The sequence below is a fragment of the Paenibacillus aceti genome (assembly GCF_003614185.1).
Taxonomy (GTDB): Bacteria; Bacillota; Bacilli; order Paenibacillales; family Paenibacillaceae; genus Fontibacillus; species Fontibacillus aceti.
The window spans coordinates 942,572-957,354 of sequence record NZ_KZ987724.1; the positions used below are offsets into that span (position 1 = coordinate 942,572).

General features: G+C 50.7%; 10 protein-coding genes. 8 read left to right on the top strand and 2 right to left on the bottom strand.

What is annotated here, in order from left to right:
• Positions 1 to 17: 17 nt before the first annotated feature.
• The 5 genes from BFJ94_RS04295 to BFJ94_RS04315 all read left to right on the top strand — a co-directional run bounded on the left by BFJ94_RS04295 (position 18) and on the right by BFJ94_RS04315 (position 5,365).
• Positions 18 to 2,081, top strand: coding sequence for a discoidin domain-containing protein (locus BFJ94_RS04295; RefSeq protein ID WP_120461523.1), 2,064 nt, complete (start codon positions 18 to 20; stop codon positions 2,079 to 2,081).
• 199 nt (positions 2,082 to 2,280) lie between these two features.
• Positions 2,281 to 2,661, top strand: coding sequence for a GntR family transcriptional regulator (locus tag BFJ94_RS04300; protein WP_120461524.1), 381 nt, complete (start codon positions 2,281 to 2,283; stop codon positions 2,659 to 2,661).
• Between the two features lie 2 nt (positions 2,662 to 2,663).
• A complete protein-coding gene (locus tag BFJ94_RS04305; protein WP_120461527.1) occupies positions 2,664 to 3,530 on the top strand; it encodes an ABC transporter ATP-binding protein in 867 nt (288 codons plus the stop codon).
• Complete coding sequence (locus tag BFJ94_RS04310) at positions 3,523 to 4,161, top strand: ABC-2 transporter permease (RefSeq protein ID WP_120461529.1); 639 nt, start codon at positions 3,523 to 3,525, stop codon at positions 4,159 to 4,161. The genes BFJ94_RS04305 and BFJ94_RS04310 overlap by 8 nt, the downstream gene beginning before the upstream one ends.
• Positions 4,162 to 4,549: 388 nt before the next feature.
• Positions 4,550 to 5,365 (top strand): SDR family oxidoreductase, encoded by an 816-nt coding sequence (locus BFJ94_RS04315; protein WP_438803712.1) that lies wholly within the window; start codon positions 4,550 to 4,552, stop codon positions 5,363 to 5,365.
• Positions 5,366 to 5,846: 481 nt separating this feature from the next.
• Here the strand turns inward: BFJ94_RS04315 and gluQRS are convergent, their stop codons facing one another.
• Positions 5,847 to 6,809: a tRNA glutamyl-Q(34) synthetase GluQRS gene (gene gluQRS, locus BFJ94_RS04320; RefSeq protein WP_120461532.1), complete on the bottom strand. Its 963-nt coding sequence runs from the start codon at positions 6,807 to 6,809 to the stop codon at positions 5,847 to 5,849.
• Positions 6,810 to 7,724: 915 nt separating this feature from the next.
• Here gluQRS and hrpB point away from each other — a divergent pair.
• Entirely contained in the window at positions 7,725 to 10,250 is a 2,526-nt protein-coding gene (hrpB, locus tag BFJ94_RS04325) for an ATP-dependent helicase HrpB (protein ID WP_120461534.1), read from the top strand.
• A gap of 256 nt (positions 10,251 to 10,506) precedes the next feature.
• Here hrpB and BFJ94_RS04330 read toward each other — a convergent pair whose 3' ends face one another.
• On the bottom strand, positions 10,507 to 11,340 hold the full coding sequence (locus BFJ94_RS04330) for an AraC family transcriptional regulator (RefSeq protein ID WP_162944159.1): 834 nt from the start codon (positions 11,338 to 11,340) through the stop codon (positions 10,507 to 10,509).
• A gap of 226 nt (positions 11,341 to 11,566) precedes the next feature.
• Here BFJ94_RS04330 and BFJ94_RS04335 point away from each other — a divergent pair, with 226 nt between their 5' ends.
• Positions 11,567 to 13,696 (top strand): alpha-L-fucosidase, encoded by a 2,130-nt coding sequence (locus tag BFJ94_RS04335; protein WP_120461538.1) that lies wholly within the window; start codon positions 11,567 to 11,569, stop codon positions 13,694 to 13,696.
• A 20-nt stretch (positions 13,697 to 13,716) separates the two neighbouring features.
• Positions 13,717 to 14,745 (top strand): glycoside hydrolase family protein, encoded by a 1,029-nt coding sequence (locus tag BFJ94_RS04340; protein ID WP_120461540.1) that lies wholly within the window; start codon positions 13,717 to 13,719, stop codon positions 14,743 to 14,745.
• Positions 14,746 to 14,783: the final 38 nt, after the last annotated feature.

Sequence of the window (14,783 nt, forward strand, 5' to 3'; positions counted from 1 at the left end):
TCATTTGGAGGTATAGTATGAATCGAGTTATACGGAGCAAACCGATGGTTCTCGTTCTCATCAGCATGCTATTAACCAGCTTGTTTACGGTTATCGGTCCAAATGAAATATCCGCTAATGGCACAACGTATTATATTGATTCGGTAGATGGAGATGACAATAACAGCGGTACCAGTCCTGATTCGGCATGGAAATCGTTGGATAAAGTGAATAACGCCACGTTTCAGCCGGGGGACAGCATTCTATTCAAGGCTGGCGGTGTGTGGACCGGAACTCTGCATCCGCTTGGCTCAGGTACTCCTGAACAGATGATTACGATTGGAATGTATGATACCGGAGCCTTGCCGCGGATTCAAGGGGCTGGTGCTGCGCGTGCCGTATACCTGTACAATCAGGAATACTGGGATATCGGCTTCCTGGAAGTCACGAATTATGGGTCATCCTCCGCTACCGCACCGCGGGTGGGTGTGCAGGTAGTAGGAGAGGACTATCAGGCAGGCGCGGCGACAGATATTGAGAATGTTGCTGTTCTGCACAATATTCGGATTCATGATCTCTATGTGCATGATGTAAATGGTCAGGATACGGGCGAGAGCGCGGGCATACGTGTTCATGTCGAGATCGGTTCGGGGCCAGTCATTCAGGCGACCAAATTTGATGGCGTTTACATTGAGAACAATGTGGTCGAGAATGTCCAGCGGACGGGGATTACCACATCCTCGACTTGGCGCAATCGTGAGCTGCTGCAAGGCAGCGGGTTCGATGCCAGCAAGCCATGGATTCCGCTAACCAATGTGGTGATTCGCGGCAATCAGCTCAGGAATATTGGCGGTGACGGGATTACCCCGCATACGTCGGATGGCGCGCTAGTGGAACGCAACAGGCTTGATGGATATAATAAGACATCAGCTGGTTACAATGCGGGCTTGTGGACCTATAACGGCGATAACACGATCTACCAATATAATGAAGTTAGCGGCGGATATTCAACCCGTGACGGAATGCCTTTTGACTTCGATCATGGAAGTCGCGGTATCATCTATCAATACAATTACAGCCATGATAATGATGGTGGAACGCTGCTCATCTGCGGTGATGCTGATTTGCCTGGTGGCGGTACATTTGACGGGATATTCCGCTATAACATCAGTCAGAATGACAAATATCAGACCTTCTCGATCTGCCGTGGCAACAATGTGAAGAATATCCAGATTTATAATAACGTCTTTTATATTCGTTCGGGTCTGAATACGAAGCCACTAGTCTCGCAAGGTGGGTCTACTGAAGTGAAGCTTAGTAACAATATATTTTATAACCTGGGCTCGGGCGGATATACAGCTAAATCCGGCTGGACGTATGATCACAATCTGTTCTATGGCAATAAAGTCCCTTCGGTAAGCACGATTCCCGATGCGGCGATGATCACAGCGAATCCGTTATTTGTGAATCCGGGGCAAGCTACAGGGATTGGAGATCTGGACGGCTACAGGCTGCAAAGCCAGTCACCTGCTATTAATTCGGGAGCAACGATTGCGAATGACGGCGGGATGGATTTTGCCGGGGACGCCGTACCTTATAACGGCAGCCCAACTGATCGGGGGGCCTTCGAATACCAGGGCGAGGTCCCTTGGAATCTGGCGCTGGGCAAAAGCTTGACTTCGAGCACGACGATATCGAATCCAGGCTATGCTACGGATGGAAGCAGTCAGGATACCAACCAGTTCGCCGGCCTGAATGAACCGGGTCTGCATTGGGTACAGCTGGATCTCGGACAGAGCTATCAAATCGAGCGCCTGAAGACATGGCATTACTTCGGGAACAATCGGAAATATCATGATGTCGTGATTCAGCTATCGGACACGGCTGATTTCTCATCCGGCGTGACGACTGTTTTCAATAATGATACGGATAATTCGGCAGGGCAAGGAGCAGGTACGGATCAGGAGTATACCGAGACCTCGGCTGGGTTGGAATTGAGTTTGCCGACACCCGTCCAAGCTCGATATGTAAGATACTGGTCAAGTGGAAGCACAGCGAATGCGTATACTCATTATGTCGAGCTTGAAGTATATGGAATGTAGCAGTCTAGTAGGCATTAACAAGTTAATGAGGAAGCTTTTCGACAATATTGGAGGGTCTATCCTGAGCCGTTGTGGCTTGGGGTAGCCTCTTTTTTTATGGGAGAGAGTGAATGATAGGGTTGCAAAATAGCGCTAAAGTGTATATATTGTATATATACACTAAAAACAAATATAACATAGCAGATGAAGAAGGTGAAGCATGAATATTCTATTGTCCCACTCTTCAGGAGAGCCGATATATTGGCAAATTGCCGGGCAGATCCGCAGCGCCATATTGCAGGGCGAACTCGCGCCGGGGGCTGCTCTTCCTTCGATTCGCCAGCTGGCCAAGGATTTACAGATCAGCGTCATTACCACGAAGCGGGCCTATGACGAGCTGGAGAAGGAGGGATTGATCGATTCCGTGGTGGGCAAGGGCTCGTTCGTATCGGGCGGCAATCAGGAATTTATTCGGGAGCAGCAGATGAAGCAGCTGGAGAAGCAGATCAGAGAGCTGCTGGATGGATGCCATAGCATCTCCGTGTCCACCGATCAATTGATAGAATGGATCAGGCTGCTGGATCAAGAGGGAGGTAAATGAGCATGAATGCCATTGAAGTTCAGGGTATATGTAAAAGCTATAAGAATTACCGTTTGTCAGATGTAACGTTTCAGGTTCCAAAGGGATATATTACCGGGCTGATCGGTCCAAATGGAGCGGGTAAGAGTACGATAATTAAGGCCATCATGGGGCTGGTAAAGCCGGATCAGGGCAGCATCCAGGTGCTGGGGCATGGCGCGGAGCAGGGAGAAGGGCGCTACAAGCAGGAGATCGGCTATATCTCTGACGAGAGTATCTACTATGATTGGCTCAGTATGGAGCAGATGAAGAAGATTATCGCCCCTTTCTATCCGGCTTGGGATGAGACGGCCTTTCAGAGATATATGGAGCTGTTCGAGCTGCCGCTGCGCAAGAAGATCAAGGATTGCTCGAAAGGGATGAAGATGAAATATGCGATTGCAATCGCGTTGTCACATAATCCTGCGTTGTTGATCATGGACGAGCCGACCGCGGGTCTTGATCCGGTGTTCCGCCGCGAGCTGCTTGAGCTGTTAGCGGAGTACATCCTGGATGATCAGAAGACGATTCTGTTCTCGACCCATGTGACGACGGATTTGGATCGGATCGCGGACTATGTCACTTTTTTGAATCGGGGTCAGCTTATATTCTCGGATACCAAGGATGGGGTGCTCGAGCGGTATGTGCTTGTCAAAGGTGGCAAGGAGCTGCTGGATAATGATGTGCGTCGGGAATTCGTCGGCGTAAGGGAGACGGGGATCGGCTTCGAGGCCCTGTCAGCGGATCGCGGCGGCACAGTATCGATGTTCGGTGATTCTGTGATGTACCAGCAGCCGTCGCTGGAGGATATTATGTATTTTACAGTGAAGGAGGCGCGGCTTCGTGTCTGAAATATTAAATCTGGTGCGTAAAGATTTCATATTGCAACGGCGTTATATCTGGATCATTGCTCTGTATGTAATCGGGTTCTCAGGATTGTTCATGAACAGTAATTTGAACATGCTATATGGACTGCTGCCGGGGATGATGTTAATCCTGGTCGTGAGCTCGGATATGCGGCAGGCTAATCAGCAATTTCTCGTGACATTGCCGGTTAAGCGCAGCCGCCTGGTGCTGTCCAAATATGTGACTTCAATCCTCTTTGTCCTGCTGGCGCTGGCAACATGCTCCATAGTTAACATGGGGATGTCGTTGTATCACTCACATTCTGCCAGTATTGATTATACCATGCTGTTGGCCAGTCTAATCTCAGTGCTGGTGTTGATGAGTATTTATCTGCCCCTGTACTATTGGCTCGGCATCCATGGAGGGCAGTATCTGAATGTGGCCATGATGATGCTGGTCATGCTGGGAAATGGCGCTGTATCTGGCATTGCTTCCGAATATGACTTTACGAACATGAGCACGTGGCTAAATTCACATCCGGTCGGTAGTATCGCGCTTGGCGTAAGCTCACTCCTGCTAATCATCGTTATATCCTACTTGATTTCTGTGAGGATTTTTAAGGGGAGGGATTTATAAGAGCGGGGATTTATGGGGGATGGATGGTCGATGCTGATGATATTCGTCTGCCTGTTGACAACAATGATAAGGTGAACTAGGTGTGATAGTTAGGTAAATTTTGGGAAAATCTATGCTCCGCTTGTCGATACATGATCGCATCAAGGGGGGCAAATACACCGGATATTACACGCGGCTACGCCATAACTTGTAGCCTGATTGCATCAAGCTTCACGCCATACAATGGTGTGTTCATCGCGGTCGCTGTGCCATCTGAATCTCGGTATTTAGGTGGTTCTACTGCTGTGGCAGCATGGGGAAATGAAGGTTCAGTGATTAAATAGCCCCTCATTATGGGTAATCTTGTGACATAGGCTTCTTCCTGGTTCGCATGATCTATAATGAGGAGATGTTGAAAATGGTAGGTAATTCGAGGAATACGGGCAGGTTCAGCGGGAAAACGGCACTCATCACCGGAGCTGGCTCCGGGATTGGCAGAGCTGCTGCTTTAAGGCTGGCGGGAGAGGGGGCGCAGATCGCTCTCTTGGATCTGATTGATGAGCGTACCCGCAGCACGGAGCGGCATATCAATGAAGTGATTCGTGGTAACTCGCGTGCCTTCGATGTGGATGTCTCTGATCCAATCCGGGTGGAGCGGGCGGTAAAGGAAGCGGCTGATCAGTTTGGCGGGATCGATGTGGTATTCGCCAATGCGGGGATTAACGGCACGCTGGCCCCTGTGGAGGAACTGAGCTTCGAGGACTGGGAGAAGACGCTGAGTATTAATCTGAGCGGCACCTTTCTGACTGTGAAGCATACCGTCCCGTATCTTAAGCAGCAAGGCGGGGGGAGTATCATTATTACGAGCTCGATTAATGGGAATGACCGGTTCTCCGGCTTCGGCATGTCCGCTTACAGCACGACGAAGGCTGGGCAGGTTGGCTTTGCGAGAATGATGGCGCTGGAGCTGGCCCAATATAAAATCCGCGTCAACGTCATCTGTCCGGGAGCCATCGCCACGAATATTGATTCATCTACCGAGCTGAGCGAGGACCTGCAAGAAATCGTCATTCCCGTCGAATACCCTGAGGGTGCCCAGCCGCTTGCCCATGGCCCCGGCCACCCGGATCAAGTCGCCGACCTGGTCGCCTTCCTGGCCAGCGACGAATCCACCCACATCACCGGCGCACGCATCGTGATCGACGGAGCGGAATCGCTGCTGTAGGTCATTGGTTAAATGGGGAGTGGCGCAGAACCCTGAAATCCCTACAACTGTGGAACCCGTGTAACTGCCCATTTCCCTGCAAAGAGATACTTCATACCCGCCAAACTGCTGCTGCTACTCCCATCACAAACTCGAAAGATGCAAATATGCAGGCTTTTTGCCCAAATCTACCTGATTTGAGTAAATTACTGCATATATGCAGGCTTTTCCTCATATTCCCCTGAAATCAGGTCATTTCGCAGAAAAAGGATGCATTTTCGCAGGAATTTACTCTCTGAGGGCGAAATATTTACGAAATTCCTGCATATTTGCAGGAATTTTTAGTGCCCGCGTGCACTGATGTTTATTTATCTAAATCTGCTCAATGCGCCCAATGTAGGTGTGAAAATAGGGGAAAGTTAGTGTGCTATGTAACGAGTGTCCGATCCCCCGCTTGGTATCTCAATAGTAACGTTTTCGGGGAGCTTCTCCTGCCTCGGGATTAGGAAGGCAGGAGCTGGCGGATCATCTGCCCGGTCAGTATGAACGGCTGATGCGAAATATGCGGCAGCGAGAAGCTGGAGGCCAGTTCGTATGGCTGGACGGGCTCGGGCATGTCAATGATTCCGCTGATGTAGGCCAGCCAGCCGATGATGGCCTCCGGTTTCGCGCCAGCCATGCGCAGCGCGGATATGCCCAGATCGCCGTGGCGTTTAGCCAGGCGATGTCCGTCTTCGCCGAGCAGCAGTGGTGCGTGGGCGAAGTTGGGCGGGGTTAGCTCCAGCGCTCGATAGAGCTGGAGCTGGCGCGGCGTGGAGTCGAGCAGATCCGCGCCGCGCAGTACGTCGGTGATGCCCATAAGGGCATCATCGACGGTGACGGCGAGCTGATAGGAGTACATCCCATCAGCTCGCCGTACGATAAAGTCTCCGCCGCTGCCAGGCGGAGACGATTGTGGCCCGAAGATGCCATCCTCGAAAGAGATGGCATCTTCGCCAAGAGCAAAACGCAGCGAAGGCGTCTTGCTCTTGGCTTTTTCTATGCGCTCCGCTTCGCTTAGGAAGCGGCAGGTCCCGGCGTAAGCCGCGCCTTCGGAGGAGAGGCCATGCGGTGCATCGGCCACGGCCAACAGCTCGGCGCGGCTGCAGTAGCAGGGATAGAGGCGGCCCATCTCCTGCAGCTTGCTCAATGCTGCATGGTACAGCTCCAGCCGCTCGCTCTGCCAATAAGGGCCATGGGCTCCGCCAAGCTCAGGCCCTTCATCCCAATCTAATCCAAGCCATTTGAGATCGGAGATAATCCGGTCTGTTATTTCCGGCTTGGAGCGTTGTGTATCAATATCTTCAATCCGCAGAACAAATTCTCCGCCTGCAGAACGAATTTGCAGCCAGGACAATAACGCGATCTTGGCGTTGCCCAGATGCATATCTCCTGACGGAGTCGGTGCAAAGCGTCCGCGTCTCATCTTTCATTCACTTCCTCGTACGAATAACTCTGTCTGTCCAAACATCCGACCACTTTACGTTTACTTCCAATTTCTTATGTATCCTAACGGTCCAAGCACATTATAACTCGTTCGCAGAATGCTGTGAACAAGAGCTTCCAAGTTTTAACTACATCGATATAGGTACTATAGGGTACGTTGACCATGATGAAGCAGAGTTGCTGAATGTGGTGTCGCAGCCCGTGAATGCATCGGCTAAATGACTGAAATGGCACAGTGATCTGGGCATTACTACTAAACCTCTCTATAGAACAGTAGTTTGTTGCGTTGTAATGGAACATGGCAGTGGTGAGGTAAGTAATTGGTTAATCGCATTGATGAGCTGGAAAATATGGTTGGCAGAAAGTTAGCGGATGGGAATAGATTGGTTGAACAGTACCGTGTTGGGGGAGCAAATATCGCAAGGTGAATTAGGCCAGTGCCCTCTTCTGCCGAGAAAGCCTGCAATTATGCAGGAATTTCGCCTATGTTCCCACCTCCAATGATAAATTCCTGCGAAAATGCATCTTTTTTCTCCCCATCGGCCTGATTTCAAAGAAATATGAGGAAAAGCCTGCAGTTTTGCAGGTATTTTCTAAAAATGGGGGATTTGAGTGTTAAAGCCTGCATATTTGCAGGAATTGTCCTCTACTGTCCTCTACTGTCAACCTTCTTAGTCAGTCCGGGCGGAATCAGATCTATGTAATCCCTGCTTAAGTTCCGTTAGCAAACAAAAAGAATGAGAGCTTGCGCACTGTAAGTGAATTTTATACGCTATAGATGATATAGGGTAGTGAGTAAGGGAAAAATGGTTGGATTGGGCCTTGTTTGGTAGTAAAGGTTAGTCCGAATCGATTAAGTAGCAAAAATGAGAAATTGAACGTACAGGAGTTAGTTATGCAGAATAGAGAAACGATACCAATCGATGAAGTATTGCCGTTGTTAATAGAGAAGTTAAAAGTATTCGGACGGGCTGTGCTGACGGCGGAGCCGGGAGCGGGGAAGACGACGCGGACACCGCTGGCCCTGCTGAATGAAGCGTGGCTGGATGGTCAGCAGATCATTATGCTGGAGCCCAGGCGGCTGGCTGCGCGTGCGGCGGCTGTCTATATGGCGCAGCAATTGGGGGAACAGGTTGGTGAGACGGTAGGTTATCGGATCCGCACGGAGAGCCGCGTGTCGGCCCGGACGAGAATTACCGTTGTGACGGAAGGAATTCTGACGCGAATGCTGCAGAATGATCCGGGTTTGGACGGAGTCGGGCTAATTATATTTGATGAATTCCACGAACGCAGTCTGCACGCAGACCTCGGATTAGCTCTGGCTATGCAGAGCCGTTCTTTGCTGCGGGAGGACCTGCGTATTCTGGTGATGTCGGCTACATTGGACGCAGCTGCGGTGGCCGGGCTGCTGGAAGATGCTCCGGTGATTGACTGCCAAGGAAGCATGTATCCCGTGGAGACGAAGTATATGCCCCAGGGAGCGAATGAGCCGCTGGAAGCGGCGGTGTCCCGCGTTGTACAGCATGCGCTGAGCGCCCATTCGGGCAGCTTGCTCGTATTCCTGCCCGGGGCTGGCGAGATCCGTCGCGTGCTAAGCGCGCTGGAGCCGAGGGTGGGCAGCGATTGTATACTGACCCCCCTGTATGGGGCGCTGCCGCAGGAGCTGCAGCAACAGGCGATTGCTGCACCGCCTCCAGGGAAGCGCAAAATCGTGCTGGCGACGTCGATCGCCGAGTCCAGCCTGACTGTGTCCGGGATCACGGTCGTCATCGACAGCGGCCTGCGTCGTACCGCCTTGTTCTCTCCGCGCACCGGCATGAGCCGGCTGGCGACGATGCGCGCGGCCCGCGACTCCGCCGACCAGCGTCGCGGCCGGGCCGGCCGCCTCGCTCCAGGCGTGTGCTACCGCCTCTGGAGCGAGGCGGAACACCGCCTGCTGGCGCCTGCCACGCCGCCGGAAATGCTGGAAGCGGACCTGACGCCGCTTGCATTAGAGCTGGCTGCCTGGGGCGCCAGCCCAGAGGAGCTGCGCTGGCTGGACGTGCCGCCAGCCGCTCCATACCGCCAGGCCGCCGGGCTGCTGCGCCAGCTCGGCGCCTTCGATGCGGCCGGCGTGATCACGCCGCACGGCCGCCAAATGGCCCAGCTCGGCCTGCATCCGCGCCTTGCGCATATGCTGCTACGCGCTGTCCCGCTGGGCCTCTCCCGCGCGGCCTGCCGTCTGGCCGCGCTGCTCGAAGAGCGCGACCTGTTCCGCGGTCAGGCCGCAGCCCAGGACAGCGATCTTCGCAGCCGCTTATCGCTGGTCATGACCAGCGGCGAAGCGGGCAGCGGCCCCTCTCGCCACGCGGATGTGGATCGCTCCGCCTTGCAGCGCCTGCTACAAGTGAGCAGCCAATGGGAGCGACAGCTTCATAAGCTGTGCCTTGCCGAACAGGCTGCACAGGAGGATTGGCAATCGTATTGCGGCCTGCTTGTGTCTTTGGCCTATCCAGATCGGATCGCACAGCGGCGGTCGGACGGCAGGTATTTGCTGCGTTCCGGTCGTGGAGCCGCGTTCCGCACCCGTCAGCTGCTGGGGGAAGAACCCTTCCTTGCCATCGCCGAGGTGGATGATGAGGGAGCAGAGGGGCGGATACTGCTGGCCGCTCCACTGTCGGAAGAGCATCTACATCAATTTTACCGGGAACAGATGGAGGAGGGCGCTCGTGCAGATTGGAATGAACAGACCGGTACAGTACAGGTGCGCCGTCGTCTGACTTTAGGAGCGATTCTACTGCAAGACAGGCCTGACCCACATCCGACGCCAGAGCGGATTACGGAAGCGCTGCTCGCCGCGGTGGCCGAGCAAATCGATGTATTGCTGCCCTGGAATGCCAAGTCAAAGCAATTGCAAGCGCGGGTCGAATTCCTACGTCGCCTCGATCCTTCCTGGCCGGATCTAAGAAGTGAGGCGCTGACTGCCAATGTTCATGATTGGCTCGCTCCTTATGTCAGCGGGATGCGCAAGAGATCGGAGCTGCAGAATCTCTCCATGTATATAATCCTTGAGAATATGCTCGGCTGGGAGCGCATGCAGGAACTGCAGGCAGAAGTGCCTACCCATCTGCAAGTACCGAGCGGCTCGAGGATACCGATTCAATATGAAGGCCCGCAGGCGCCTTATGTTTCGGTCCGTCTGCAGGAGGTGTTCGGCATGATGGAGACGCCGCGCATCGGCTATGGACGTATCCCGATTACACTGCACTTGTTGTCGCCCGCCAACCGTCCGGTCCAGGTGACCTCGGATTTGCGCAGCTTCTGGAGCGGCACTTATTTTGAGATCAAAAAGGATCTGAAGGGTCGCTATCCGAAGCATTATTGGCCGGATGATCCGCTCCAGGCCTCGGCCACCCGCAAGGTCCGCCCCAGCAAACCTTGAGAGGAAGTCTAACGAAACACCATATCGTTATTTATGCCAAAACAGGCTCTGCAAAAATGTAACGAAACAGGGCATCGCTATTCTGCCCAATAAGCCGCTAAAGGCCTGAATTTGCCGCAAATAACGATACATAGTTTCGTTAGAACGATTCCATATACCGCTCTGCTTCCCAATAAAAAACCGCCTGTTGAACTTCATTTCAGCAGGCGGTTTTTTATTGGCATATTTGCGACCCATAATTGCTCTTAGATGTTACTTATTTCTTTCGAAGCTCTGACGGTGGGAGGCCGAAATAGTCTGAAAATTGCTTGGAAAAGTAATGGATACTTGAATAGCCCAGGCTTTCTGCTACAGAGGTGATGGATTGATCCGTCTCATGGATCATGGCGTAAGCTCGGTGCATCTTAATACGGACAAGGTATTCGTTCGGGGAAAGTCCCGTCATTTGTTTGAACAAGCTGTAAAATTGCGATTTCTTTAATTGGCACAGCTCAAGCCAATGCTGGTAGGGCGGATGTCCTCCAGGAAACTGCTCCATCAAGTCGATGATTTTCTGAATTCGGTAATCTGGAATATTATCGGATAGCTTCAGATTGGCTAACTGGAGAATCCAGCTGTACAGCAGGCTATTGACAATCTCGTCCTTAAAATGAATAGCTACTCGATTTAACCTTATGATTTGGATAAAGGTCTGTATCATTTCAGGGTACCCCGATAACTGGATCACTCCCATTAATGAGTTAAGCACCTTTTTATCTTCAACTACAGACATCAGATCTTCATCATAATCCCGAGGGGGATCAAAGTAGAGGTGGATCAGGGTCTGTTTCTTCGAGTAAAAATCGCAATACATATCGTAAGCAGAAATCGGCTGGGATTCGCTAATATTGAAGGAATGATTGACCCCGGGAGGAATGAATAGCAGGGTTCCTTTTCGTAGAGGGTAGCTGCGACCGTTCATATGAATAGTGCCCATTCCTTTGTCAATGAGATGAAAAGCACAGCAATATCCAAAGCGATTCCGTTCTTTGACTCTGCCAGAGTACGAATAATAATGCGCGGCGCGGATCGAAGGTTTAATAGTTGCCATAGAGGACATCTCGTGCATCATATCCCTCTCCTCATTTTACAAAATGTTAAATTTAGAGTAACCAGCCCACTGCTTGAGAGTCAAGGCTGATCATCACGTATGAATATTTTTTACCGGAAAAAAGTACAAAGGAGCGGAAGTTATTCTAAATACAATACGGATCAGAAGGATGATAATAGATCTGGAACAGATACCATAATTGAGCTGAAATACGGGAGGGTATGGAATGAAAAATGTCGTCCAAGCTGCGGTGAGATTGACCGGACCTGATGGGCAAGTGGAACTTTCGGTCGGAGAATATTCACAATCTTCCTTCAAAGAACTGGGGCTGAAAGAAAGCAGCACCTATAACTCAATACATGTGGCGAAGGGATATCAAGCCATCCTATATGTAGAAGATCATTTTAGAGGAAAATCAACAGTTCTATGTGAAGGCCTTTATGAGAAGAGGGAGAGGGCTGACGGAATTTCACCTCTAGAACTCAAGTCGATACGTGTTATTCATCCTGTAAATCTATCGGCGGAGGAACGTGATCATCAAGAGATTGAGCGTGCTATCCACGAATGGTGGCCCCAATCGCTAGAAAATATGGAGTCCCGGATAGCCTGGTGGCGGGAAGCTCGATTTGGATGCTTCATACACTGGGGACTGTATTCTCTGTCGGGGGGAAGATGGAAGGGCAGCAAATCGGAAGGCTATGCGGAACATTTGATGAGAGCGAAGAAGATTCGTCTACAAGAATACCAAGAGACATTTATCGATAAATTTCATCCGCAGAAGTTTAATGCAGAGAGTTGGGTGCAGCTGATCAAAGCGGCGGGAATGAAGTATATCGTGATTACAGCCAAGCATCATGACGGATTTGCCCTCTATCCTTCCGATGTTTATCCGTATGATATCCGTATGACTCCATTCCAGCGCGATCCATTACTGGAGTTAAAAGAGGCTTGTGCAAAACACGACATCAAGTACGGATTCTACTATTCACATGCTTTTGATTGGGAACACCCGGATGCACCGGGTAATGACTGGGAATATTCGAATCCTGGTGGTGATCTTAGACTCTATGAAGGGGAAGGAAAGCTGTGGTTCACCGAACATCCCGAGCTTGTACCTAGAGTAGCGGATTACTATGTGGATCGCAAATCTATTCCCCAAATTTTGGAACTGATCGATAAGTATGAACCTGATATTTTATGGTTTGATACGCCACATAAACTGCCTTTATCCGAAAATCTCAGAATCCTGGAAGCGATTCGTAAAGCAGATGATCGTATAGTGATCAACGGTCGTTTGGCCGCCGGACAAGATTACGATACATTTGCGGATTATGTGAACACCGGAGATCGCGCGCATGAGATTATTCCCTGTGAGGGAGATTGGGAGACCATTCCAACAACCAATGAGTCCTACGGTTATTCCATAGATGATGACAGTCATAAACCGGCGTCTGAGTTCATTCAATTGCTAGTGAAAGCCGCGGCGCGTGGAGGCAATATGCTTATGAATCTAGGCCCAAAAGGGGATGGAGCCATTGACGAGCGAGATATCGCTATCCTCCATGAGATAGGTGCATGGCTTGAAGTGAACGGAGAGAGTATTTACGGAACTAGCAGATCACCGTTGGAGGTTCATCAATGGGGTGAATCCACAAGAAAAGGTAATATGCTCTATCTACATGTGTTCGATTGGCCTCAGGATGGAAAGCTGGTGCTAGGCGGATTGATGAATCATATCCGTAAAGCGTGGATTTTATCGGAGAACTCTCGAAAAGCCTTGGTAACCCGAAGGCTGAATTATTGCGATTGGATCATAGACCTGCCCCTATCTCCGCCAACCCCATCCTCCTGTTGTTCAGTTATCGCAGTTGAGGTAGTAGGAGAACCACGAGTTCGTTCGGGGCGTCTGATTGGTGAACGGGGTATTAACGTGTTTAGAAGCTTTGATGCCATAGTTAGCGAGGGGATGCGTTATGGAGACGGTAAGAAAGGAAATGAATATATCGATCACTGGACGAGTACGAAGCAACGTGTGACATGGAAAATCCGTGCCAATCATTCCATGAGAGTCAAGCTGGTACTTAAATATAAGGCTTTGGATGGAATGGGAGGCGTAGTTCAGGTCGAGCTAGGAGACAAGATGTATCAGGAACCGATTATAACAGGTACTGATTATGCAGCAGTGGAGACTGAATTTACGATAGGGGCTGGCAAACAGGATCTATCCATTGTAGCTGTTCAGATCGATGGCACTGAGTTAATGAGAATCTACTCGGTGACGATCTCACCGCTCGAGGTGTATGAAGACGGCAAGAGGGAGACATTTGAACGAGACCTTACTGATGTGGGAAACTAACCTAGAAGGGGCTTTAAACCATGGAAAACGAACGATTTATTGATCGATTATTACCGGCACCGATACACGGTGGATTCGTGATGAAGGATTACTGGATTTGGTGTGGGTCCGTTATCAAGGGGGACGACGGTCGCTATTATATGTTTGCATCACGTTGGCCTAAGTATTTGCCGATGCATCCTGGCTGGCTTCTGGAATCGGAAATTGTTCTTGCCGTGTCGGATACACCTGTGGGGCCATTTAAATTCCAGGAAGTGGTGCTTACTTCTAGAGGTGCTCAATATTGGGATGGCCGGAGTGTTCATAACCCTTTTATTGTAAAGTATAAGGATCATTATCTTCTCTATTATATGGGGGCCACTCATCCATTTGATGATATATCTCCTGGAGACGAGCTTACGTTAGAGGACCCCCGGGTCATCGTGGCCCGCGCAAATAAAAGAATCGGTCTAGCCATTTCCCAAAGTGTGCACGGTCCCTGGAAACGCCTGGACGCACCAATTCTGGGTGTACGGCCAGGTCATTTCGACAGCTTTTTAACATCGAATCCAGCACCGTTTGTGGACGAGTCGGGGTCAGTTCTTTTGATTTATAAAGCGAGGCGATATGTCGGCAATGGATATAGTGATATGGCTCTTGGTGCAGCATGGGCAGATCATTATGAAGGACCTTATCGGCCGCTGAGAGATGAGCCTATTTTTCCGCCATCGCAAATCCATCTGGAGGATCCGTTCATTTGGAAAGCGGATGATGGATACAGAATGATTGCCAAAGATATGACCGGTAATGTATGCGGCGAGCGACATGCGGGTGTATATGCTCTCTCAGAGAACGGGCTCGATTGGAGGATCGCAGACCATCCCAAAGCTTATTCCCGGACGGTCTTATGGGAGGATGGATCGATCAGAAAAATGGGGAATTTCGAGAGGCCCTTCCTTCTGTTCGAAGCGGGGCGTCCCACTCATTTGTATGCAGCTACATCTGACGGAGACGGTAATTTCAGTGGGAAGAACACATGGAATATGGTTATTCCATTAAAGAGTGAGTGAAATAGTGATCATATTGTCTCACCATTGCTACAAATGAA

What these genes read in the sequence shown, in the direction of transcription:
- BFJ94_RS04295 (WP_120461523.1), top strand. Translation starts at nt 18, where the DNA reads ATGAATCGAGTTATACGGAGCAAACCGATGGTTCTCGTTCTCATCAGC.
- BFJ94_RS04300 (WP_120461524.1), top strand. Translation starts at nt 2,281, where the DNA reads ATGAATATTCTATTGTCCCACTCTTCAGGAGAGCCGATATATTGGCAA.
- BFJ94_RS04305 (WP_120461527.1), top strand. Translation starts at nt 2,664, where the DNA reads ATGAATGCCATTGAAGTTCAGGGTATATGTAAAAGCTATAAGAATTAC.
- BFJ94_RS04315 (WP_438803712.1), top strand. Translation starts at nt 4,550, where the DNA reads ATGTTGAAAATGGTAGGTAATTCGAGGAATACGGGCAGGTTCAGCGGG.
- gluQRS (WP_120461532.1), bottom strand. Translation starts at nt 6,809, where the DNA reads ATGAGACGCGGACGCTTTGCACCGACTCCGTCAGGAGATATGCATCTG.
- hrpB (WP_120461534.1), top strand. Translation starts at nt 7,725, where the DNA reads ATGCAGAATAGAGAAACGATACCAATCGATGAAGTATTGCCGTTGTTA.
- BFJ94_RS04330 (WP_162944159.1), bottom strand. Translation starts at nt 11,340, where the DNA reads ATGGCAACTATTAAACCTTCGATCCGCGCCGCGCATTATTATTCGTAC.
- BFJ94_RS04335 (WP_120461538.1), top strand. Translation starts at nt 11,567, where the DNA reads ATGAAAAATGTCGTCCAAGCTGCGGTGAGATTGACCGGACCTGATGGG.
- BFJ94_RS04340 (WP_120461540.1), top strand. Translation starts at nt 13,717, where the DNA reads ATGGAAAACGAACGATTTATTGATCGATTATTACCGGCACCGATACAC.